Origin of the sequence: Legionella quateirensis (assembly GCF_001467955.1) — a bacterium.
Classification (GTDB): domain Bacteria; phylum Pseudomonadota; class Gammaproteobacteria; order Legionellales; family Legionellaceae; genus Legionella; species Legionella quateirensis.
This window is the reverse complement of sequence record NZ_LNYR01000049.1, coordinates 168,046-192,220: the sequence shown is the minus strand read 5'-3', so window position 1 is coordinate 192,220 and position 24,175 is coordinate 168,046. Positions and strand designations below refer to the sequence as shown.

Below are 24,175 nucleotides of genomic sequence, written 5' to 3'. Positions count from 1 at the left end.
TAATCGAATAACATTGGACTAAAAATGACTGAAATTTTGAGAACTTATTCACCTATAGATAACTCACTCTATGTCGAACGATCTTATGCAAATCAACAGGAAATGGAACAGGCTTTAATTAAGGCACATTCAGCACAACAATTATGGTGTCGTTCTTCCCTGGCAGAACGCGAAGAATACTGTAATGCCGCTGTAGATGTCCTGGTAGCAGAGAAGGAGGCAATAGCCGAGGAACTGTGCTGGCAAATGGGGCGGCCTATCCGTTACGCTCAAGGAGAAATTAAGGGTTTGGAGGAACGGGCACGGTATATGATTGCTGCTGCGCATTCCGCACTGGCTCCCATAGAGTTACCTGAAAAAACAGGTTTTATCCGATATATTAAAAGAGAACCACTAGGTGTGGTTTTTGTAATTGCCCCTTGGAATTATCCTTTTCTCACCGCGGTAAATGCAATTATTCCAGCCATAATGGCGGGTAATGCGGTGATCTTGAAGCATTCCGCGCAAACCCCATTAGTAGCAGAGCGTTTTGATGACGCATTTAAAAAAGCTCGTTTGCCACAAGGAGTATTTCAATTTTTGCATCTTACTCATTCTGATACCGAACAATTAATTCAATCCGAGTTGATTAATTCAATTGCGTTTACTGGTTCTGTATCCGGTGGGGAAATGGTGGAGCGTGCAGTCACTGGTCGCTTCATTAACGTGGGTCTTGAATTAGGAGGCAAAGATCCTGCATACATTCGTGCTGACGCGAATCTGGATCATGCAGTGGAAACAGCAATTGATGGGGCATTTTTTAACTCAGGCCAATCCTGTTGCGGTATAGAGCGTATTTATGTACATCAAGACGTCTATGAAGAATTCGTTAATAAAGCAGTACATCTGGTGAATCAATACCAATTAGGTCGATCTGATGATCCGGAAACGACCTTAGGCCCTCTGGTTCGAGCTGAATCGGCTGATTTTGTTCGTAATCAAATTCAGGAAGCTATAGAGCAAGGCGCTGTGGCTCATATTAACAGCGCTGATTTTAAAATGGATAAACCTGGAACACCCTATATGGCGCCGCAGATTTTGACTCAGGTAAACCACAGCATGCGGATTATGACCGAGGAGACTTTCGGTCCTGCAGTAGGGATTATGTCAGTTAAGAATGATGAAGAAGCAATACGTTTAATGAATGACAGTTCTTTTGGCTTAACAGCGGCAGTATTCACCACGGATATTAAACAGGGAATTAACATCGGTGAACAATTACATACAGGTACTTTTTTCATCAATCGTTGCGATTACCTGGATCCCGCTTTAGCCTGGACTGGAGTGAAGAATTCCGGGCGAGGATGCACCTTGTCTACCCTAGGTTATGAGCATATGACTCGTCCGAAATCTTTTCATATAAAAACCAGTATTTAAAAGTAAAAAGGAATCTATTTTTATGAACAATCAATCGTTAACCGCTAACTGGAATTATCCAACCCGGGTTCGGGTTGGTCCAGGGCGAATTCAGGAGCTGGCCAGCGCGTGTAAAGAATTAGGCATGAAAGCGCCATTATTGGTTACAGACCCGGGTCTTGCTGCCACATTAATGGTAGCCAACATCATGCAAATATGTCGCGCTGCTGATTTACATGTTGGTGTTTTTAGTCAAATTAAAGCAAATCCGACTGGCGAACAGGTTATGGCTGGGGTTAAAGCCTACCAGCTAGGCCAGCACGATGGAGTTATTGCTTTGGGTGGTGGTTCAGGTCTTGATGCGGCCAAGGCAATCGCTTTAATGGTTGGTCAAAACCGGCCACTATGGGATTTTGAAGATGTGGGTGATAATTGGAAGCGTGTTCAGGTTTCTGCCATGGCTCCTGTTGTTGCCATACCTACGACTGCGGGAACTGGCTCAGAAGTAGGGCGAGCATCAGTAATAACGGATACAGAACAACAGATTAAAAAGATAATCTTTCATCCTGGTATGCTCCCAGCGATTGTCATTATGGATCCTGAGTTAACATTGGGTTTACCTCCATCCCTTACTGCGGCTACTGGGATGGACGCTTTATCGCATTGTCTCGAAGCTTATTGTGCCACCTATTATCATCCCATGGCTGAAGGAATTGCTATGGAGGGCGTTCGTTTGATCAAGGACTATTTGATCAGAGCGTATCAAAATGGTAATGATTTGGAGGCTCGAACGAATATGTTAGTGGCTTCTGCGATGGGTGCTACCGCGTTCCAAAGAGGTTTGGGAGCCATGCATGCGCTTGCTCATCCTTTAGGTGCATTATATGACGCTCATCATGGTCGGCTTAATGCGATTTTGATGCCCTATGTTTTGATGGCAAATCGACCAGCGATTGAAAGTAAAATAATTCGTATGGCCAATTATTTATCTTTGGCTAATGGGTTTGACGGGTTTATGGACTGGATTTTTCAAATGCGGTTGGAATTGGGAATTGAACATACTCTGTCGCAACTAGGTATAGATGGCGCTCAATTGGATCGTGTAGCACGCATGGCTACAGAAGATGCGGCGGCTGGTTCTAATCCCATTCTGTTTGATCAGGAACACTATAGAGCTATTCTGGAAGAAGCTAAGGGAAAGTAATGAAAATAGGTATTCTTAAATGTGATAGGGTGAGTGATGTCTTTGTTGAACAGCATGGACACTATCCAGAGATGTTTGCCAATCTTTTGCATCCTGTAGATCCCAATATTGAATTTATAGTTTTTGATGCAGAGAATGAAGTGCTGCCCACCGATATTCATGCAGTGGATGCCTATCTAATTACCGGGAGTCGTCATGGTGTAAATGATGGATATCCATGGATAGCTCAACTTGAAGAATTCATTCGTACTTTGCATGCAGCTCAAAAGAAGGTTATTGGCATTTGTTTTGGTCATCAGTTAATTGCCAAAGCCATGGGGGGAACAGTAATCAAATCACCCAAAGGCTGGGGAGTGGGTATGTCTCAAAATCAAATTGTGCAACAAAAAGATTGGATGAAGCCCTTTAAAAATGAATTTAATATCCTGGTCAGTCATCAAGATCAGGTTGTAGCGTTACCTCAAGATGCTCAGGTACTGGCTGGAAGCGATTTTTGCCCTAATTATCTGATGCAAATTGGAACCCATTTTTTTTCAATTCAAGGCCATCCCGAGTTCACTAAAGAATATTCACGCGATTTAATGATTTCTCGAGAGGATGCGGTTGATGAGCATATATTTGCCCAAGGAATTAAATCATTGGAATTACATGAAGACGACGCCTTGATAGCTCAATGGATTATGAATTTTATAAGTACTGTTTGAGGTGTGCTCATAGGCCAATCCATTGACTACTTTATGATCTTGGAGGATAATATATGATCATTAAATTGATTTTCAGTGCATTCCTTGGGGTGGTTCATGAGTAAAGTAATTGAAGCTACAGGCGATGGAGCTTGTTTATTTAATGCGCTGGCAATTGGGCTGGCTGTTGAAATAAAAAGCGGTCGATTGGACGGTAAAAAAGACACGCCTGGATATCAACGATTCCTGCAGGAGTGTGGTCGACATCATCCACAATTTAGACCCCAAACCTGGGAAAATTTAAAAAAATGGCTGAACTACTATAATAACTCCAGGGATTGGGAACTAATTTTAGCTCCTGTCCTGTTTAAATTAAATCAACAATATCAGGAAAAACTGGAAAATGACGTTTTAAATGAACTGACTCATTTTATTCGAAATAATAAAGAGTCTATTGTTAGTCACGTTGCGCCTTATCATATGAATTACAGTAATTGTCCTAAAATCGATAATTTGAATCTTAAGGACAGGCAGGACTTCATCACAAAACTTATACCATTAATTCAGAATTGGGATCACAATCAGGACTTTAGCACTATTAAAAATTTGGTAAAAGACCAGGCTGGTTTTTATCTGGAATTATTGATGCAATTAATAATGGCTGATCCCAATGCCTTTCAAAGAGGTTACAGTTGCGCAGAATTAAAAGGGATGACCGATGCTCTATCTTTAAATTTAATTGAAAATGGATTAGAACATCCTTCCGAGGAACTTATTCAAATTAGATTACAAAATAGAGAGCAACATTGGAATGTACTGTGTAGTGACGCTGACTTTGAGTCGGTAGTTCAATTCGGTCCACAGAAATTAGGTTTGACTTCACTGGAGGCATTTCATGGAGTAAAATCGGTTGATGCGCCACGAGATCTGCAATTAATATTGGCAGATCAAGAGAACGTAGATGAAGTTCAACTTCACTCCGAAGAAGTTGATAATCCCGGTGCTGGAGATTGTGCTTTTTATGCATTCGCGATTGGATTAATTAATATTATTCAGGAAGAAAACAGTTATAAAAGCAAACTGATGTTCGAACGCTTGGTTGCCTATGATGCATCCTTGCGATATCAATTTGATGCGATTATTAATTTTAACGTTGATTTGCCAAATAATGAATTATTGGATCAATTGCAAACCACATTAAGATTACTAGATTATCATTATCGTCTCAGAGAATTAAAAGAGGCCTGTGCCAATCCTAAAGAAGATTATGCTCAATTAGTGGCAAACAGTAATTTTATAAATTTTGCCGCGCTGTATTACAATGATCCTCAAGATATCGATCCTCATTACAACGAATTTGCCAATTCAGACGTCATACAAATCGCTGTAGCTGATATTGATCGGTCACAGGTAATAGAAAATTTTGAACATTTGACTTTAGTACCATTATTTTTAAACCTGATGTACGGTGAAGATGTTGTTCAGACATCAATAACACAAGATACAATTCCCAGTTCAACTTCACCGATTATTGATTCCATGAGTAATATTACTCAGCAAGCGTATTGGGGAACTCATTTGGATCTGGATTATTTGGCAAGAGCCTTTGAGGTTAATCTTCATATTTATGAGAATGCTCATCCAATTCATGAGTTTCATGATGTACCAGAGCGTCATACAATTACCCTAAGGAACCAGAATAATGCTCATTGGGTGACTGAACTGATTAGCGCCAAAAGGGCGAACACGGCACTTGCCTACGATTCACCAAAATTGAAATCTGAACAGTTACATCATGAAACGATCACTGAAAATAGATTGAACGCCGTGACGGATGATCAAAGTCCAGTTACAGTTTCACAAAGCCCAATAGCTGTTGTACCTTCCACTTCGCAAATAGTAACTGATACTCCTTCTCGTTTAGAACCAAATCGTTCCTCTGAAGCTCAAAAAACGCATGATCTTGTCCCATCTATAAAAAAGAGAGAGAGTTCATCTGCTTTAAAACCAGAAGAAAGCGATGAAAACAAATTGGTCCGTTTAAAACAATCTATTGCGAATGCTACAATCGCCTACACAGACTACAGTGAAAAATATTGTTATTTTTCCTTCTTTCATCGACATGGCAGTACTGGTCGAGCACGAGCTCATCAGTTTAATGAAGAGTTTGCCAAAGTAAGCAATTATAATGATGCGAAAAGAATGTTGGTTAATTTTTTGAAAGACAGTAAGAATGGTAATACTTATGCCCATTCGTATAGAACAATGTTGCTCAATGAACTGCAGATGGACAGACCCAAGCCCTCTTTGGAGAGTACTTCCAAACAGTTTAATACGTTGCTTAAAACGTTAATTACTACTTTAAATGTTACACCTCTGAGTACTACGAATAGAAGATAAATGGTCGGATTTTTTCTAATTAACGTTGAGACTACGAGCGGTGTATCTGTTTAAAATATACGGCGCTCCGGAAGATGGTTTAACTGATACAATTAACCCGGGGTTGAATTGTTAGAGCCCGGGTTTTGTATGTGGGAGTTTCATTATTTTTTAACGGGCAGTACGGTTTTTTTTACCTATAAAAGTAATGATTGGCGGCAATAGTGAAATTAAAATGACTCCATAGATTACCAGTGCAAAATTTTCTTTAACAATGGGAAGTGAGCCTAAAAAGTAGCCAAGGCTTAGAAGACTACCAATCCAAAGCAGAGCGCCAATAAGATTGTAAAGTGAAAAATGCATTACTTCCATAGTACCAATACCAGCAATGAACGGTGCAAAAGTACGGATTATTGGCAGAAAACGAGCAAAAATCAGCGTTTTCCCTCCATGTTTTTCATAAAAAACATGGGTTTCCTGTAAGTGTTTTTTATTGAGTAACCAGGATTTTTTAGAGTTAAAGATATGAGGGCCTAACACTCTGCCGATAAGGAAATTCACCTGATTGCCCAGCACTGAGGCAATGAACAGTACTACCAATAAGACAATGAAACTCAAAGGATTGCCCGGTTGAGCCGCGATACTACCTGCAGCAAATAACAGGGAGTCTCCAGGAAGAATAGGGGTAACAACTAACCCGGTTTCACAGAAAATCACTGCAAATAATGCCAGATAGGTCCAAAATCCATAGGTTGAAACAAAGGTATTCAAATAAATGTCTATATGAAGGATATAATGAATCAGGTCATGTAAATAATGCATTGTCACTCTGGATGTAAGGTTTATATAAAGAGTAGGCTTCACTCTGATTTAATTATCTATTATCACCGAACTTGGAATTTAAACCAATCAATTCAAATAAAATTAAATTTTCTGGCGAAATATGTATTAAGATAATACACTTAAATTAAATTGCAGGCATTAACAAAGGGGATTAAACTGTAGTTCTCAGTGAATATTGGAGGTATTTCGTGGTTCTTACCTGAGATTCTCTTACTGGTTGATGTCACCTATATGTTGGCAGAATAGAGCAATAGAGGGGTTTTAGAAATGAGTAGAAGATTCATTAGTAGAGCCGTCAGTTTGCTCGGCATGACGAGCTAATAAGAAATCTAATTAATACTGATAAAAGAGGACTATTTATGAAAACTTGGACTGAATCAGTATCTTTAATTATATTGTGTCTGGTAATTAATAATGCTCATGCCGATATTACTACGAATAACCCGTTAATTCTCAATTTTACGCAGCTGGTCAAAGCTGTTGAGAGTGGAAATGATGTTAAGGCAATTATTCATCTGGATAGATGCCAGATTACGGATCCGACAATCCAGAGCCAACTTGCGCAAAATCTTATTGGCGCATCTACCCGATTTAACTTTACTCAATACCTGCATTATAATGTACGAGTCAACGGTCAATTAAAGGATACTGTGACCACAACAATGACCAGCTCTGTAGAGTTGCCTGTTCCTGGGGTATTCTGGTCTGTTTTCGGTCGATTGAGTGTTTTTGATGATGATACTGCAACACTATATGTTGACTATTTTGATCCGCTCCATCATCACTCCCATTTGGTTGTAGAATGGCTCTGCGATATTAGCAATGGAAAAGATACTAATGGCCTGGTGCTGATTAATGGTTTTTAGTTTGGACTGGTTACAACCCATTCAGTTTTTATACCCTCCTACTTTGAAATGATTCAATTCGAGTCCTAAGTTGATTTTCAAAAGTTAATTCGCTCTGGTAATCAATAAAAAAAACATGTAATAATGATTCTGGTTATTTAAAAAAGAGTTTTTAAAGCTTCAAGATTTTGTTTTGCATGTCCGTTCCTCAGTAAACGACTCGGAGAATAAAAATGAATTTTTTAAAAAAACTCTATGTGCAGGTTCTTCTTGGCGTTTTATTAGGTGTACTTTTCGGATACATGCTTCCTGATTTTGCCGTACAGTTTAAAGTCCTTTCTGATGTGTTTATTAAAATAATCAAAATGCTGATTTCCCCCATCATTTTTCTCACACTTGTTTCGGGCATAGCGGCGATGAATGATATGAGGCAGGTTGGGCGACTTGCCGGTGGTGCTTTATTATTTTTCATGATTATCACGACAATTGCATTAATGCTTGGATTGGGAGCTGCGGATTATTTCAAACCTGGTGTTGGACTGAATATTGATCCCACCTCACTGAATCTGGATGAAGCCAATTCTTATTTAGGCACAGCACACAAAGCAACCAACATGACTGATTTACTCATGAACATTATTCCCAGAACATTTATCAGCGCATTTGTAGATGGTGAAATGCTTCAAGTACTCTTCATTTCAATACTGTTCGCGATAGGATTAATTCTAACGGGTTCTATTGGAAAACAAGTAGTGAATGGCATGGAAGTGATCGCCAAAGTGTTTTTCAAAATAATACATGTGGTGATGTACATGGCACCGGTGGCTACTTTTGCCGCTATGGCATTCAGTGTAGGCAGGTTTGGCATAGCGCCGTTATTTAACCTGTTTGGTTTGTTGGCTTGCTACTATCTGACGTCAATTTTGTTTATTCTTATGGTGCTGGGAACTATTTTACAATGGTATTGTAAAATTAATATCTGGCATCTTTTACGGTATTTAAAGGATGAATTGGTCATTGTTTGGGCGACTGCATCTTCAGAAACGGTGTTGCCCAGCTTGATGCAAAAACTCGAAAATCTTGGCTGTGAGAAGTCAGTAGTGGGGTTGGTATTACCATTAGGCTATTCATTTAATCTTGCAGGAACAGCCATCTATCTCACATTGGCGGCCATGTTTATCGCTCAGGCAACCAATACTGAATTGACTGTATGGCAGGAACTAGCACTTTTGGGAGTGATGATTATCAGTTCAAAAGGGGCTGCCGGAGTTTCTGGTAGTGGATTTATTGTGCTGGCCAGTTCTCTGGCGACTATTGGTCATATCCCTGCGGCTGGAGTGGTTTTGGTACTGGGTATCGATAAATTTATGAATGAAGGACGCTCAATTATCAATATGACTGGTAATGCGATAGCAACCATCATTATTTCCACCTGGCAACATTCTTTTGATTACAAACAGGCTCAATCCATATTGAAGGAGCAAGACAAACCGGATACTCAAGCAATTTATCTCAGTGAATAGTTTCTGTATTTATTTTAGTCAGATGTGTGTTTTTATAATGAAAAATGTGCTATAATTTTGAGCATATATTTGCGATTAATTATAAGTGAGTTATGAAACTGAATTCAACTGATAAGAACAAACTATTGTCCTCTGCTAATGAGGTTTATTTAGCTTATGCTGCTCTCGACTTTTTCAAATCTCGAACTTTTAAAACAGATAATGGAAAAAAAAGTATTTATGAATTATGTCAACAGGCCATTAAAGATAAACAGTATGAACAAATCGTGTTACTTAATGGTGTTAATTACAAGCTCGAGTTAAAACCCCAAAAAGATAATACGTTTCAAGTACAGTTTTCCAAGCCTTTAGCTACAAAGAGCTCTCCTGTAGTAAAAAAAATAAACAGCTATCTCGATCAGGATGTACTTAATTTATTATCCAGCCAACAATTCATTCTCCAAATTCCTAAAAAGAGTGACGAACCAGTAGTTTCAAACAAAATTAATAATCAAATAGTGATTGGTGGTATTGGCAAAATTGAACTGTATCGAACGCATCTTGTAACCCTTCATAATATTATTGAAAAAATTGAAAGTGAAGAGGACATCAGCAATTTATTAGTCGCTTTGGCTACCGGGACGGGTAAGACTTATGTTCAGGCACTGTGGATGTTAATTTTAACTCTTTCTGAAAATAATGGAGTTTTTGCTGTTCCTGATAGGTTGGCGCATCAGTTTGCCAAGGATTTAAAACGATTATTGCCCGATTCATTTGTCGATTCCATATTTGTCTTACGGGAAAAGGAAAATAATCCTGCTGCTGAAGAAGCACTAAAATCTCTTAAAAATAAAGAGACTTCTGGAACCATTATCATCGGTTCCAGTGAATATCTTCTCGATAAGCATTATCATGATCTTGAAAATGCAGATTCAGAGCATACTTTTTTAGCATTTGATGAACAACATCTAATCATGAAAGCGGAACGTCGTCGGATCCGGTTGATTGAATTGTCACAAAAGAAACTTTCCATGTTTCTCACTGCTACTCCCAATCAGGAGACTTATAAACTCTCCGGAAATAAACCGGTAGCCATCATGTCCAGTGGTCAAAAGATGGAAGCCGGGCAGGGGCAGTTTCCTAAACTGGTTTCTTTTCAGGCGCGAAATATTACGGATCGAAATAAATTAAAAACCTATCAGTTTTGGACGGCTGAATTCTGGAACAATATGTTTAATGGCTTATTGCTGCGTTTAACCAATGCCATTCAGGAAGAGCAAAGTTCAGCAGCTGTCTCTTTGGTCGACGATCTGCTTTATTATCATTTTGATAAAGAAGATGAATCGTCTGCTCGTTGGAGAATGCAGGTACCTGTTGCGCGTAAAATGTTGTGCATTATTGATGACAACGAAACATTAGTTAATTTCTGTAATTCTTTGAAAGACAGTTCATACAACAGAAGAGATGTGTATCGCAATGGTAATCTCGTGGATCGTTCTGATGTTGCCAATTTTTTTCATTTACCTGATGCTGAAGGTTCGGTTATTAGAAATGATTTGAACGATAAACGCAGGGAATATGACGCTTCATTAAAACCTGATGAAAGGCAAGTTAGTATCCTGCAGGGTGAGCCAACACTGGCAAAACAAATTAAAAATACTATTTTTCATAATTTAATCGAGTACGTACTTACTGATATTACCGGACTTGATGAGATAGAGCATAATCGTTTACGCAAGCTTAACATGAACGATTTTCAACAATTGGTTATCGATCGGTTCCAACCAAGAACGGCCATCTATTATCAAAAAAAACTGGCGAAAGAAATTGACGCAGATGGAGCACGTGTTATAGGTGAGTTGCTGGCTGAATTGTCTTCCGTATTGCAGCTCATGATAAACAAACAATTTGACTCGCGACTTACTGAGAATAATAAGGACTTAACCAACTTTATAGATAACTGGCCCTTATATAACCAATTAATCGATAAAATTAAAAGAAATCGATGGGAATTTGGGCGAGCGTTTGAGAACTATGCTGAAAAACATCTGATGATGGGCGTGATGCAGGGTATGAACGATGCTGAAACACCCATTGCAGAATCAAAACCTTTTGCGGGAATGAATCGTCAGATAAATCGTTTGTATGATAGTAATGGAATCCTGGAGAAAGATGCCAAAAAACGCAAACATACTTCTTTGGAAATATTAAATGATACCTCCACTGAGTCCGTATTTGATCCCTCTTATTTAAATATATCGGAAGAAGTTGCTGATAATTATTTTCGATTGGGCTTTGTCGGTATTTACGTTAGTAATAAAAAAACGGAAGGATTTAGCGATAGAAACCTGCATACAGTAATTAATATCGCTGAAGAAACCTTGAGTAATACGAATAGCCCGGATACACAGATACAGGGCATTGGCCGTAATAGAGGTTTGGATTCTACAATTGTGCCGTCATACATACACAGTTTGGGACGAAGCCAAAAAACTGTATTTAATCTAAATAATCTACAGAAGAATGACTATTACCCTGAATTATTTAAAGCTCAAAAAGAATACAACAATCAATACATCCAGGTTTTGGGAAATAAAGTCAGCCAACAAATCATTGATTGGGTGTACGCTAATCTTGATGAAGATGAGACGATTAATCCTGACAGATTAAAGCGGCAGGTATTAAAGTTCATTGCTCTCGCTCTGCGTGATATAAACAATAAAAACAGCCATCAGATCAAATTGAGTCGATCACAATTAGCTGACGTTGTCGATTATGCAATGAAAGGGCTTGATAAAGAAATTGCGCATATCAAGAAACCCTATCGTATATCGGTTTTCCTGCGTGTCTTGAGCCATATATTAAATTTTGTTGCTGAAACCTATTATACTGTGATTCGGATTCCAGTCGCATTTCAAATTTTTTATCATTCATGGTTTGGCAATAGAACGCCTAAAGCGGACAATGCAGATCCGAAACATCCTGATGACGTCTATATAAAAATTCTTAATAGAACCAGTTTTAAAAGTATTATTGGAAATATGTCTACCGCTCTTGAGTTTAAAAACTGGATGGGTAAAAAGACACAGGGCATAACCAAACATATTAATAAAAATATAGTTAATTATTTGAATGAAGATGTTATCAGTACTTATACCACTTATCAAAAGCAGTTGTTGGAGCCTCTGCTGATTAATATGGTCATTGATTCGAAGAAAACTAAAGTAGCAAACGCCTTGTCTGCATGTCCTCAGAGTCTTAACTATTTGCATGCTCATTTACCGTTACTTAGCTCTCTTGTTGCTAAAAATTCAAAGCATCTTGAGCCAACTGTGTTGACTTTTTTACAACAGATTCCTGGGCTTGGTGATTTGCAAACAAGCGATATAGTACATTATCCCAGGAAAATGGAACAATTGGTTTCATTGTTCAATGATACACCTGCTGCCATTTTAGCTGCCGATTCCAAGCTGCAAACTTCGTTCACTAATCAATTGGCTCTCTTTTTACAAAATGACCTTGCGAAGTATCTTTCAGCATTTTTAACTTATCCTGATGTGCGTGCAGTGACCGAAGTATTGAGTCAAAGCAAAAATTCCAGAGCTTTTGCAAAACACCTGATGACTTATTTTATTCAAAAAGGTGAGGAGTTATCTCCGGAATTAGTGTTGGGTGAATTTAGTACCTTTTTCAAGAAACAGGAAATCAGGCCTGTTGATCAAATTATTGAGACTTTGCAAATCAAGATTGATACATTGCAAAATCAGATACAGGGTAATTTGTTCCGGAGTCTTAAGGTTGAAGTTGTTGATCAATTGACTGCAATAGTAAGAACTCAGTTACTCCCTTTATTAGTGAATAACTATCCTTTGGAGTTCCGTGAAGAATTGCTTGAAAAAGCATCAAATGAAGCCAATATAAAGAAATTTCTTGAGGGCCATTATCAGGAATTTATGGCTCTTGATGTACAGGATACTGGTCGGTTGGCTGACACTATTTTTTCCGGATTAATTGATGACCCTTTGCCCGATTTAATTAACCTGGAAGATGAAATTGAAAGTACTACTGATTTTGTTCAGAGAAAATTTGAAGAAATTGGAACTAAAAATGCAGGTAATTTGGTTTTGGGAAAATTACTGGCGCCATCTTCCTGGAGTTTGAAAGCTGAATATTTGTATGACCGACCTATTGCTAACATTTTGCAAAGTGATGAGTTCCTTGATGCAATTTCTTTGTTATTACCTTTTGATCAATGGAAGATGTTAAAGAGTGATATGCAGCAGAATTATCCAGCCTTGATTCAAGTGGCCAGGGAGTTAATTGATACTCAAGTTATGGACGAGCAAGCAATACCCTCACCAGAAGAAATACTTAAGCTATTAAATAAACATCTTAAGAGACAATATCAAAGTTCGGAACAGGCCGCTGAATTAGCAACAAAGCAGTTTAAGGAAGTATCGAGTAAACTGGTGAACAATCCTTTACAGAATATTTCGCCAGAATTACAGGAGCAATTTGTAGCGATTGGTTTTAGTCATTTACTCCCTTTGATGGCACAATTTATTAAAGCAGATGCTAAAAAAGAACAGTTTCTTGCTTTAAAACCAAAGTCTGAAAAACTCTTTGAATTGATGATTCAAAATTCAAATGATCTGGATGGCTTAATGACCGGTAGTGACTCTGAAATTAAGCAAAAAGTCTTACATTTGATAAATCAGTTGGTTCCTGAGAATGATAAATTAACGGAAGCTGATATTCAAAATCCTGTACTTCACGCTCAGAATTCCGCGGAACTGTTACAGATAGATATGGTTAAGCTCTCTTTAAGATCTCTTTTAACAAGCGAACTGTTTCTGGATCTCTTAAAAAACTCATTTAATCCTCAAGATTATGAATCATTAATGGCTACACTGAGTACGGATGAAGGGATTAATGCTTTAGCGTTGAAGATAGTTCCATATGGAATTGAGTCCTTGAATAAAGAGACTCTCGTGGCATGTATTAAATCCCTTAATCCGAGTCTTGTAGACATAGAAACATTAGATGTGCGCTTGAATAATTTCGAAAAATTTATCACAGATGTTGTTGATAATATTGGAGTCAACCTGAATAAAAATAAAACTTCAACATTGATAATGGATACTATGTCTCCTGTTTTATTTCACCCCAAATTTATTAAGGTTATTGATAATATTACGGGATTTTTAAATGAACAGGATTTAACTGTAATCTTTAATGCTTTTGGACGAGAAAATCCAGCACAGGAAGCGAAGCAGTTTCAACGGTTCATTTCTTTAATCAGAAATCAAAATAAGAGCGGATTGATTCAGGAATTCATGTCCATGCCTATTGATAGCAAAGAATTTGATTTTGATCAATTACCCGCAAAAAAAATGCTGGATACCGTTTCTTCTCTAATTGAAGAAGTATTGGATTGTCATTGTTATTATAATGATCACGATAGAAAGGGTTCTATTGGAATTAATGAAACACCTAAACTGGTATCCAAAATATCAGATGAATTAGCGGGTATGCAGATCCCTGATGATTATTCCTTTTTTAGTGGATTCTCCAGAAAAGGATTTTACATACACGGCATAACTCAAGGGTTGAGTGCTGGTGGGGAAATAAGCGCTGATTCGAATAAGCATATAGCGAAGATTTTACAGCAAGTAAAATCTCATATTTTACGTCCAATCTGGTGGAGTACTAACGTTTCTCAATTATCCCACGGTTTTATAATGGGATGCCGAAATCTGTTGCAAAGTATGAAATCAGCATGGTATAGCACGGTTAATGGGGTTAAGTCGGCGCTTAATTGGGTGACTAACAGTCATTATTTCAAGTTGACTTCCCAAAATCCTGACAGTAGCGATTTTAATGATACAGCTTTTGATTTTTCCAAAAGAGTGAATATGCTTGATCCTTTAGCGACCGATCATGTTAAAGAAAAAGATTGTCCAGTGGATGTAGTGACTCATATGGAAGATTTTGTAGCAAAACGTCCCGCAAGACCCGGCTTTTTTGGGGGTAACCTGGGTACTCAAATCAACGCTCCAGAAGAGCCGAAATCACCAGCGAAATCACCAAGGCCAGGTTCGGTTTAATTAGTTGCTGTAATTTCGAAGTCCCACCAATCCCCGTATGAGGAGCTGCTGTAATACGGGATTGATGAAGCTCCGGCTCCCGTATTACGGCTTCGCCTAATACGGGCTACATTGTACACTTAATCGACAATGCTTCAGCTTGTTGATCCATCTTAGTGATTTTAATTGAACTTTGCTGATTAAAGAAACCTCGAGAGACCGTGGATTTACAATCAGCAAGCTGTATTTGTTCAGGTAGCGTATTCATCAGGTAGATGAGTGCTTCATTTGAATCCAAATGTTTAATCCATTCTTTGGAGTTGCCCCGATTATTGATGTGGTTCAGCATGAGATTAAAGAGTTGATTACAGGACGAATTATTTTTTAGTTTGCAACAATGCCCTTCAGCGAAGCGATGTAATTCACCGAACGTATTAAGCAGCAATTCCATTTGTTGTTCTGTATTTTCTGTATTGTCGCTTGGTTTATTCAATTCTTTGATGCATTTAATAATGCGTAATTGGGTTTTATAAACCTGAAGAGTGACATTGTATTTATAACAATCCAGAATACGAGTCGCTGTTAATGCTTTATTTGTACGTGATTGGTGCAAGAAGGCACTGGTATTATCACAGTATTGGGAAATCATTTTGGAAAATTGCCTGCTTCCTTGAGGGTTTAATTCTTGCTCTGAACTGCCATAGGCGAATATTTTAGCCGGACGAGCGCCGGGATTTTGTAAAAATTCGTCAAGATAATAATCTAAAATATCGATTAATTTGAAATTATAGGAGTTATAGGCCACGTCCAGAGTGATAGCCTGGGTAATATTTTCCAATTCAAGGTCTGTAACTATAAACTGATCGCTGTTTTTGTACGTCTTGGAATTTTGGACTTCTTTATTCAATAAAAAGCGCTGATTGGCAAGGTCATCAAAAATGACCTCAGTATCCTGATTAAATCGATTTTTAATAAATCGTTTTATTTTCAATTTTATCTCTGTATTAACCTCTTTATTTTCAGATAAGGAAAGAGTAGACAGCTGTTTTAATAATAACATTCGATAGAGGATAAATTCATCTTTAACTCTGGCGGATTGTTGTAAGGGATCAAGACCTAACCCTGGTGATATTTTATTGCATAAGGACAGTAAAAACGCATAAGAATTATTGAGATAAGCGTCTATGTTATCGGCAGTTACTGATACCCCGTAATCTCCTCGGGAAATCCCTAACATTTGGCGATATTCCGGATCTCCTAAAAAGATAAGCTCGGAAGAGTAACGAGGTTCGTATTTTTTAAATAAATTAAGAGCGGTCGAACATAAATAATTATAGGGATTAGTGTGGTCGTTATTGTTTGAATTTATTGGAGCAAATCGCTTGATATGGTCAAAATCCGATTCATTTCCTCCTAATCCACCTTTGGAAACAGGGGCACAATAAAAATCAAGTAATTTGGGTGGCGTATAATGAGAACCACTAATTACCTCCAATACCTGCTCTTTAATTTTTTGAATTAATTCAAATTCTTTTATCACATCAGCATGCTGGGTTTTGCTTAAATACGATTGAGTTCCAGCAATCCAGTGATTTAATAAACCGGGTTCTTTCTTATTGATAGAGTTAATCAGATGTTCCGTTTGTTTTTTACTTTGAATAATCAAATCTTTGTATTCATGTCCCAGATCTATTTCCACGGCTTTACTGTGTCGGTAACGTGACGCATATTCTCTTAACCAGCCTGAAACTGATCCTCTGGCTACTTTATCGCCCTCAAAGGCGTAGAGGAATTTTTGATTGATGTGTTTGAAATCGCGAGTATTTTCAATATCTTCCGATGAGGTTTCCTTACTTTGAATCAATTCTTTTTTTAAACGCAAATACTCATTATTGATCATGGTTATCGCATGCTGAATCTGATTTCTGTTCTCTGTATTACGTTTATAAGTAATGAAATCGATATTATTAACAAGAAAGTATGCCCCCATACTGGCAAGAAGAAACCCTACTGAGGTAAGGGAACCGATACTCCATAAAAATGCTGCCCCAAGAGTTAGCGTGACGGTTATTGCGAGAACAGTAGCAACAATAAGCCCGGCTATTAGAGAGAAAACCAGAGCATGCTTTGCTAAAAAACCCGGTTGATTCATTTGTTCAAGTAAAAAATCGCGAGAGATGAGCATGAATTTTAATTGAATTTCTTGTGTAAAAGCCTGTCTGACCTTATCTGATTCGGATAATTGATTGATCCATTTAATAAATGGAGATTGAAGCTCTGATTGTATTTCAATGTCATGAACTTGATAAAGCGATTGAAAACCCTTGTTAAAAATTTTGCTTAATTCTCGAGCAAAATACAGTTCTATCGCAAAATTAATAGTATCGGGTGATTTATCCTTAAGTCGCGCTCTTCTGATAAATTCAGTTCGTACATCAGGCTCAATCGCTGTTCGACTTATTTTTCCCAGAAGTAACATTTCTCTGAAATGAAAGAGTTTAATGAGTTCAACAGAAATTTGTTTGCATTCGTATTTAATTAATTCAGATAATTCCTTTTGTTTGTCCAGAGTACTAGCAAATTGTTTTTGAGTATCCTCCTGATTGCCGCTAAATTGGGTTTTGAAATAATCGTATAATACCTCGGTAATGGAGTTTCCCAGAGTTACAGAAAATAATTCTGCGGTAACTGAATTAAACAGAGAGTAGTCGCTTGTTCCAAAACTTAAATCAGAGACAAAATTCCTGAGCTGTTCTGGAATGAGTAGTTTGGCTTTATTGATATAATACCAGAATCCTGAAGATTCATTGGTTAATGACGCTGTGGTCAGTGGAGCCTGTTTATGGATAAGGGTATCCAGGTAATGTTCGGCTAATAAACGTGTATCACCGATCAGTTCTATCCATGAATATATTTTTTCAGGATATTCTGATTGTTCCAGATAGACGCCGTAATGAGTGAGCATCTGATTGTGTAATTGCTGTTGATAATTGCGCTGAATTGCTTTAATGATGCTAAGTTCTCTGGAATCCAAATCTGACATAGTGTGCTCCTGTATCGAGTTCTTACATACAGCGTTTTAATTGGATCTCTTTTGAAACGGCCAGGGAAGAGTTTTTAGATTGATGTATCGGTACGATTAATAGGGATAGTTAGTTCAATTACCCACAAATGTCTACGTACCGCGGCTTGTCCGCGGTATCCATAGATCTTCTGGATGGCGCGGACAAGCACTGAGTGCTCCTCTTTTTTTATACGTCATCCTCGCGAAAGCGGGGATCCATGCGAGAATGTGGCATTGTACTAATGTTTAGGATGGATCCCCGCTTTCGCGAGGATGACAACCTTATATAAGTGCGGATTTATTGAGGACAAGCCGCACCACGTAAGGATTCTAGAGCACTTGTCAACAGCCCCTAGTCAGAAAGCTTGGTTCCATAGAGCCTGTCACCGGCATCACCCAAACCAGGTACTATATATCCTTTTTCATTTAATTGTTTATCTATAGATGCTGTAAATACAGGAACATCAGGGTGTTCCTCATGGAATGACGCTATTCCCTCTGGTGAAGCAAGTAAACAAAGGAATTTTATGGATTTTGGATTTATGGCCTTTATTTCTCGAACTGCTGCAATGGCAGAATTTCCAGTGGCGAGCATGGGATCCACGATAATGACGTCACGATCCTGAGTATGTTCGGGTAGTTTAAAATAATATTCTATGGGTTCAAGCGTCTTAGGGTCTCTATAGAGGCCGATATGGCCAATTCTGGCTGTAGGAACAAGTTGCAACATGCCATCAAGAAGTCCATTTCCTGCACGCAATATGGAAACAAAAACCATTTTTTTCCCTTTTAAAACAGGGGATTGCATTGTTGCCAATGGCGTTTCAATTTCTTCATACTCTACTTCCAGATCACGAGTTACTTCATAAGCCAGAAGCATACTGATTTCATGCATTAGAGTGCGAAACTTGACAGTACTGGTCTCCAATTTTCGCATAATCGTGAGTTTGTGTTGAACCAGCGGGTGATTTATTACAACTACTTGTTTTGTGTTCATTAAAATTCCTTGTTAAAAAACGGTGCCATCACTGATGATTTGTATGGGGGGGGCTCCATGAATGCGTTTTTCTTTAGCAATACGTCGACCAGCCTCCCATGTACCTCCCTGAAGAATTTTTGCCAGAGGTAGAGAATTTACATCTTTATGTAATTGCTTTCTGATAAGGTCGGCCAATTCATCCAACAGAGCTACAGTGAGAGCCCTCCATTCGACTATTGCTTCTGACCCCGGATCTTGTGGTTTTATCAATAATTCTTTATTTTTAACACGCAAAAGTTCCGTATCAATGAGTAATCCCCCATTTCTGTACTCAGGTAGACCAGTAAGATGATCTAAATCAGTTACTTTAATACCGGCTGTTTCCAGCGGTTCAATAAGAGAGTAGGTTAACCATTGAGATAATTTATGAAATGGTACGTATTCAGAGCCGGGTTTATTTGTCTTTAATGCTTTATGGGTCCAAACATCGCCCAGGGAAATACCATGGAACGATAATCTGATGGGCCACACATCATTGAAGGCATTTAATACCGCTTGAAATATTGTTGGTGCAGAAAGGGTCTGTGCAGTTTTTAGTGAGATAACATATGCATAAAAATCACCAAGCCTGCCATTTTTATCAAAATATCTGGGATTTTTTTTCAATAGTTCTCCCAGTCTATTGAGTAATGCTACTCTACCTGATACTCCCTCAAGTGGATTCGTTGCTGAAACTTGAAAACAATCCAGTAAATCCTTTTCTTCAAAGGCTATTAAACGGTCTGCGTCTACGCGATAGGGTGTTTCTGAATTATTGCTGAACACTCCACTTTGATACAGGGCTAAACTCGCCAGCGCAAGTCCTTCAGAACGTGCGTATTCTTCACCAGTCAGTTTATCTTTATAACGCCATAATGAACCAGCACCAGCATCCAGAAAAACACTGATAATGACCAGTTCAAAGAGTATTTTGCCCTGTTCATCTGAAGATATATGGCTTAAATTGTCTTGCAAAGCCTTAACGCGATCTATGCCTCCTGCCTCAAAATGACGCCATCTGCTGTGATAGGGCACATTAAGATCGGGGTAATTCTGCATAATGACATCAATGATGTAAGACGCGGTAGGCATCATTTTTTCAGGATTTACTGCAAAAAAATCCAATTGATCCTGTTTTGCCAAAGCTAATAAACGATGAGCCTGACTGCGAATGGTTGCCGGATCTTTCAGTGTTTGCAGAATTTTATATATTTGTTGTTCTTCGTTATTCATGAAGACCACGCCCCTTAGGTAGAGCTAATTCATTAATATCAATGATGCCATCTGGTGAGTAATAGCCAGCAGCTCTTTTTGCATCCATTTCAACATTGGCATCCGGTGGTATTAGATCATTAGGTATTTTAACGCGTTCAACAATTTCTATTCCCGACTTTTGTAAGGCTTCATACTTCATATTGGACATGGAAACAAAGCGGTGAATTTTGGTAATTCCCAGCCAGTGAATTATATCGGACATTAATTCCTGAAAACGCATGTCCTGTGCGCCTGCTACGCATTCAGTTCGTTCAAAGTATTTAGCAGCCGTATCGCCACCTTTTTGTCTTTTACGTGCGTTATAAACCAGAAATTTGGTGACTTCACCTAATGCTCTTCCTTCTTTGCGATTATACACAATGAGTCCAGCACCGCCTCGTTGGGCCGATTCGATGCATAATTCGATACCATGTGCCAGATAAGGTCGGCAGGTGCATATGTCTGATCCGAATACATCAGAGCCGTTACACTCGTCATGAATACGGCAGGTTAATTCAATTTTGGGATCATGAATGGTGGTTACATCCCCAAAAAAATAAGCAGTTAAACCGCCAATTGGGGGCAGAAAGACATCCAGATCACTACGCGTGATTAATTCTGGGAACATACCTGCAGTTTGTTCAAATAAAGTTCGGCGTAATAAGGATTCTGAAATCTGGAAGCGTTCGGCAATTCCAGGTAAATACCAGACTGGTTCTATAGCAGCTTTAGTCACCACTACATCACCTGATTCACTTAAAATTTTTCCATCGGGTTTAAGTCGGCCTTTTTGAATGGCGGTATGTAGTTCCGGTATATTGATATGGGCTTTGGTTACTGCAATAGTAGGTCTGATGTCGTAACCCGCTTTGATTTCATCCTCAAAAACAGTAGCTACCATATGACCCCAAGGGTCGAGAGAGATTATTTTTCCGGGCTCACTCCATTGTTTATGAGGTCCTATTCCTACTGGTGGAGTCGTGTCGGTTAGGTCCGGTACATGTTCCGGATCGAGTACTCCAGCGGCTACAGCAAGCGCTCTGTAAACAGAATAAGATCCTGAATGAGTTCCTATAACGTTTCTGTTTTTGATGTTGGTCAATGATGCTACAACGGGTCCTCTTTCTTTAGGATTTGCTTCACCCCATTTGATTTTTAATGGTGCAGCAGTATGTCCAGAAGGGTGTGACGATAAAACGATATGACCTTTGGTTTTTTTCTTAATCTCATCGGGTATCATGGTACTAATTCCTTTAGTTTTAACCTGAATCTGGCAATTAAACCGCTACGAGACACTCTATTCATGCCCTTTATTACGATTTAATTGCCTGCTTCAGGTTCAATGAACTGAGAAAAGGCTGATTCCTGGTTCAGTAAAAACAGGACTTACGAAAAACTCCAAGATCGAGGAAATAGAACTGTGTGTTACCTCTCCATTACCTCGAAAATTTTGTCATCCTGAACGAAGTGAGAGATCTCCAAAACCAGGCTCCATGCCTGTTTCAGGAGATCTCTCACTTCGTTCGAGATGACGTCTCTCGAATTGATTAAAAATTCCATTTAACGAAGAGATTGAGTGTTTTTCGTAATTCCTGAAAAATTATCATAGCAGAAGAGATTGTCAGGTAGAAGCCCAATGTTGTCAGGCAAAGAAACCATTTTATCCCCTCTCCACTGCGCGCAGCGTGGGGGAGAGGGTTAAGGTGAGGGGGTTAAAAAATTTATCACGCTAGTGATTCCTCCATTAAAAAATCCTTTTGCTTCGACAATGGGGTTTTTCGTAAGTCTTGAATTGGTGAGAATTGGCGTCTTATACGAAATCGTCCAGCCAATCATAAACCACGGCATTAGCGTACGAAATATTTCCAACCTGACAATGACCTCCAGCTCCTTCAAAATCACTGAATACATGCTTGTCAGCTCCAGTCTGGGAACAAAATTCCTTGAATTGTTTTTCTGGTTCATTCCCTTCGCTCATTCCAAGAAGAGCCAGACATGGAATACTCAGCTGAGTTAATGAATTTCCTACGGTAAACTTTTTTAAATATTCGAACGTTGCTTTAAAAGTATTTTGGCCAAATCTTCTGATGAGCTGTTCCGATTGTGCTTTAAGCTGCGGGGGCATTACTTCATCGGGAATTAACGGAAGATCATTGATTCCAAAATCATCTGAATCCGGCATTTTGCATGGATCCATAGTAACAAAGGAACACATGTATGCGTGCAAATCCAGAATTGGTGAATTGGCGATGAGCGCTTTTACTCGAGGCTCATGGCAGGCCGCACGGGTAGCAAAATAACCACCGAAACTGATACCCATTAAAGCAAGGCTGTTCATGTTAATTTCGTACCGAGACTCAAAATAATCAATGACTCGTTTCACGACCTGCTCAAAATCGGGCTCAAAACAAGTCGCTGGATATTTTCTAAAAACGTCCATTTGACCTGGCCCAGCGAAATGAATGACGTTGTATCCTCTCTCTACAGCAGCTAAACCACGCATTAGAAATTCCTCTTCCAGCGTCCCATCAAACCCACTGACTATCAGTAGGGTATTGCGTTTTACTCCATCGTTAGCAGGAGAGATAAAATAGGCAGGAAGGTTAATCCCCTTGTAGGGAATGGAATGATTTTCAAAATGAAGATCCATGTTGGAAATCGCCGTACAAAAACAATCTGCTGAGTTTAATCCCAAACGTCGGTGATGTTCTGTAGAGCAAGGTGAAAAATATTCCGCTGCACGATAAGAGTTAGAGGCTCTGAACAGTTGCTCTCTGCCACTGATAACATGATTTTTTACCAGCCGTTCCATCCCGTCTTTTTTTTGCCATTCCGCCAGCCGCTCAAATTCTCGTACCCAATCTTCAGGTGTTCCATCCGGTATCTGATGAGCTATGGTCAGGCATTCACCTACAGATGATGCTCTGTACGTACTGGATCCTAACTGCCGGATAAGCTGAAAATCCATTTCAGCATCACTAAATCCCTTGACCCTGATCGCACCACGGCTAATATCACTCACTTTAGTTCTCCATTCATCCCTGAAAATCTGAGTTGTACACAATTAAAACAATTCAGGTGTTTCGATTTTTCTTTATTCTAGGCCATAATTGATAAATTGAACAAGAACCTTAAAGTCGTTATGATATTCCTCTTTTTGAAATCCGTTATTGTTCTGGATGAATATCATTATGACTACCTTGATTATCTGTTTGCTTATTGCCGTTATACTGCCTTATCTGGCTAAAATCCCTGTGGGTTATGCGATGCAAAAAGCAGGTGGTTATAATAATAATTACCCTAGAGAGCAGCAGGCAAAATTGGAGGGCTTTGGTGCCCGGGCATTGGCGGCTCATCAAAATTGTTTTGAATCATTAGCAGTATTTTCAACAGCTGCCCTGACGGCCATCGCAACCAACCATGTTACTTCAAGCATTCAACTTTTAGCTGTAGTGTATATAATTTGCCGAGTAATTTATAACATTCTCTACTTAATGGATTTAGCTGCTTTAAGATCAACAGTATGGTTTATAAGTCTGGTTTCATGTGTTTCCATCTTGTGGTTATGCATTCCTTAATCCTGATAAATAGTTTGACCGGCCATTTTTTTGCATTTATCTGCTGAGTTCATTGTACATTGTGCACGACATGATGCAGGGGAAGCCAAACATATGGATTTGAGGCAGTCGTCCATATTTTCATTAATACAATCCTGCATGTTGATTTTTACAGGAATCATATAGGGATTTGTCAAATCATCCGCATAACTCAGCATGGAGACTAGCAGAAGTATCTGAACCATCAGATGTTTTATTACGAACATGTTCATCATCCAACATAATGTAATTTCTCAATAATCCAGGGAAACTTCATCGCAAATGTAATGAGAGTTCTCCTTAACG

General features: G+C 38.8%; 15 protein-coding genes. 8 read left to right on the top strand and 7 right to left on the bottom strand.

Annotated elements, in window-relative coordinates:
• Positions 1 to 24 precede the first annotated feature (24 nt).
• From Lqua_RS17445 to Lqua_RS17430, 4 genes are all read left to right on the top strand, one after another.
• Positions 25 to 1,416: an aldehyde dehydrogenase family protein gene (locus Lqua_RS17445; RefSeq protein ID WP_058475565.1), complete on the top strand. Its 1,392-nt coding sequence runs from the start codon at positions 25 to 27 to the stop codon at positions 1,414 to 1,416.
• Between the two features lie 22 nt (positions 1,417 to 1,438).
• Complete coding sequence (locus Lqua_RS17440) at positions 1,439 to 2,599, top strand: iron-containing alcohol dehydrogenase (RefSeq protein WP_058475564.1); 1,161 nt, start codon at positions 1,439 to 1,441, stop codon at positions 2,597 to 2,599.
• A complete protein-coding gene (locus tag Lqua_RS17435) occupies positions 2,599 to 3,303 on the top strand; it encodes a glutamine amidotransferase-related protein (protein WP_058475563.1) in 705 nt (234 codons plus the stop codon). Before Lqua_RS17440 ends, Lqua_RS17435 begins: the two co-directional genes overlap by 1 nt.
• A 96-nt stretch (positions 3,304 to 3,399) precedes the next feature.
• Entirely contained in the window at positions 3,400 to 5,682 is a 2,283-nt protein-coding gene (locus Lqua_RS17430; RefSeq protein ID WP_058475562.1) for a hypothetical protein, read from the top strand.
• Between the two features lie 150 nt (positions 5,683 to 5,832).
• On the opposite strand, the gene Lqua_RS17425 is transcribed toward Lqua_RS17430, so the two are convergent.
• The gene (locus Lqua_RS17425; protein WP_058475561.1) at positions 5,833 to 6,483 is read right to left on the bottom strand and encodes a DedA family protein; all 651 of its coding nucleotides are present in this window, start codon (positions 6,481 to 6,483) and stop codon (positions 5,833 to 5,835) included.
• 380 nt (positions 6,484 to 6,863) lie between these two features.
• Between Lqua_RS17425 and Lqua_RS17420 the strand changes: the two genes are divergently transcribed.
• From Lqua_RS17420 to Lqua_RS17410, 3 genes are all read left to right on the top strand, one after another.
• The gene (locus Lqua_RS17420) at positions 6,864 to 7,370 is read left to right on the top strand and encodes a hypothetical protein (protein ID WP_058475560.1); all 507 of its coding nucleotides are present in this window, start codon (positions 6,864 to 6,866) and stop codon (positions 7,368 to 7,370) included.
• 212 nt (positions 7,371 to 7,582) lie between these two features.
• Positions 7,583 to 8,872 (top strand): C4-dicarboxylate transporter DctA, encoded by a 1,290-nt coding sequence (gene dctA / locus Lqua_RS17415; protein ID WP_058475559.1) that lies wholly within the window; start codon positions 7,583 to 7,585, stop codon positions 8,870 to 8,872.
• A gap of 92 nt (positions 8,873 to 8,964) precedes the next feature.
• A complete protein-coding gene (locus Lqua_RS17410; RefSeq protein WP_058475558.1) occupies positions 8,965 to 14,958 on the top strand; it encodes a DEAD/DEAH box helicase family protein in 5,994 nt (1,997 codons plus the stop codon).
• Positions 14,959 to 15,064: 106 nt separating this feature from the next.
• Here Lqua_RS17410 and Lqua_RS17405 read toward each other — a convergent pair whose 3' ends face one another.
• The 5 genes from Lqua_RS17405 to Lqua_RS17385 all read right to left on the bottom strand — a co-directional run bounded on the left by Lqua_RS17405 (position 15,065) and on the right by Lqua_RS17385 (position 23,295).
• A complete protein-coding gene (locus Lqua_RS17405) occupies positions 15,065 to 17,980 on the bottom strand; it encodes a hypothetical protein (protein WP_058475557.1) in 2,916 nt (971 codons plus the stop codon).
• A gap of 373 nt (positions 17,981 to 18,353) precedes the next feature.
• The gene (upp, locus tag Lqua_RS17400) at positions 18,354 to 18,998 is read right to left on the bottom strand and encodes a uracil phosphoribosyltransferase (RefSeq protein ID WP_058475556.1); all 645 of its coding nucleotides are present in this window, start codon (positions 18,996 to 18,998) and stop codon (positions 18,354 to 18,356) included.
• Between the two features lie 12 nt (positions 18,999 to 19,010).
• Entirely contained in the window at positions 19,011 to 20,252 is a 1,242-nt protein-coding gene (locus Lqua_RS17395) for a URC4/urg3 family protein (protein ID WP_058475555.1), read from the bottom strand.
• Positions 20,245 to 21,513: a GTP cyclohydrolase II gene (locus Lqua_RS17390; protein WP_058475554.1), complete on the bottom strand. Its 1,269-nt coding sequence runs from the start codon at positions 21,511 to 21,513 to the stop codon at positions 20,245 to 20,247. The genes Lqua_RS17395 and Lqua_RS17390 overlap by 8 nt, the downstream gene beginning before the upstream one ends.
• 570 nt (positions 21,514 to 22,083) lie before the next feature.
• On the bottom strand, positions 22,084 to 23,295 hold the full coding sequence (locus tag Lqua_RS17385; protein ID WP_058475553.1) for an alpha/beta hydrolase: 1,212 nt from the start codon (positions 23,293 to 23,295) through the stop codon (positions 22,084 to 22,086).
• Positions 23,296 to 23,464: 169 nt separating this feature from the next.
• On the opposite strand from Lqua_RS17385, the gene Lqua_RS17380 reads away from it, so the two are divergent.
• Positions 23,465 to 23,851 (top strand): MAPEG family protein, encoded by a 387-nt coding sequence (locus tag Lqua_RS17380; RefSeq protein WP_058475552.1) that lies wholly within the window; start codon positions 23,465 to 23,467, stop codon positions 23,849 to 23,851.
• On the opposite strand, the gene Lqua_RS17375 is transcribed toward Lqua_RS17380, so the two are convergent.
• Positions 23,848 to 24,096, bottom strand: coding sequence for a hypothetical protein (locus Lqua_RS17375; RefSeq protein WP_058475551.1), 249 nt, complete (start codon positions 24,094 to 24,096; stop codon positions 23,848 to 23,850). The two genes, Lqua_RS17380 and Lqua_RS17375, sit on opposite strands and share 4 nt — an antisense overlap.
• Positions 24,097 to 24,175 lie beyond the last annotated feature (79 nt).

Bases quoted from the DNA above. Each gene is read 5' to 3' on its own strand.
- Lqua_RS17435 (WP_058475563.1), top strand. From the start codon at position 2,599: ATGAAAATAGGTATTCTTAAATGTGATAGGGTGAGTGATGTCTTTGTT.
- Lqua_RS17395 (WP_058475555.1), bottom strand. From the start codon at position 20,252: ATGAATAACGAAGAACAACAAATATATAAAATTCTGCAAACACTGAAA.
- Lqua_RS17425 (WP_058475561.1), bottom strand. From the start codon at position 6,483: ATGCATTATTTACATGACCTGATTCATTATATCCTTCATATAGACATT.
- Lqua_RS17445 (WP_058475565.1), top strand. From the start codon at position 25: ATGACTGAAATTTTGAGAACTTATTCACCTATAGATAACTCACTCTAT.
- Lqua_RS17375 (WP_058475551.1), bottom strand. From the start codon at position 24,096: ATGTTCGTAATAAAACATCTGATGGTTCAGATACTTCTGCTAGTCTCC.
- Lqua_RS17380 (WP_058475552.1), top strand. From the start codon at position 23,465: ATGACTACCTTGATTATCTGTTTGCTTATTGCCGTTATACTGCCTTAT.
- Lqua_RS17430 (WP_058475562.1), top strand. From the start codon at position 3,400: ATGAGTAAAGTAATTGAAGCTACAGGCGATGGAGCTTGTTTATTTAAT.
- Lqua_RS17390 (WP_058475554.1), bottom strand. From the start codon at position 21,513: ATGATACCCGATGAGATTAAGAAAAAAACCAAAGGTCATATCGTTTTA.
- Lqua_RS17420 (WP_058475560.1), top strand. From the start codon at position 6,864: ATGAAAACTTGGACTGAATCAGTATCTTTAATTATATTGTGTCTGGTA.
- Lqua_RS17440 (WP_058475564.1), top strand. From the start codon at position 1,439: ATGAACAATCAATCGTTAACCGCTAACTGGAATTATCCAACCCGGGTT.
- dctA (WP_058475559.1), top strand. From the start codon at position 7,583: ATGAATTTTTTAAAAAAACTCTATGTGCAGGTTCTTCTTGGCGTTTTA.
- Lqua_RS17410 (WP_058475558.1), top strand. From the start codon at position 8,965: ATGAAACTGAATTCAACTGATAAGAACAAACTATTGTCCTCTGCTAAT.
- upp (WP_058475556.1), bottom strand. From the start codon at position 18,998: ATGAACACAAAACAAGTAGTTGTAATAAATCACCCGCTGGTTCAACAC.
- Lqua_RS17405 (WP_058475557.1), bottom strand. From the start codon at position 17,980: ATGTCAGATTTGGATTCCAGAGAACTTAGCATCATTAAAGCAATTCAG.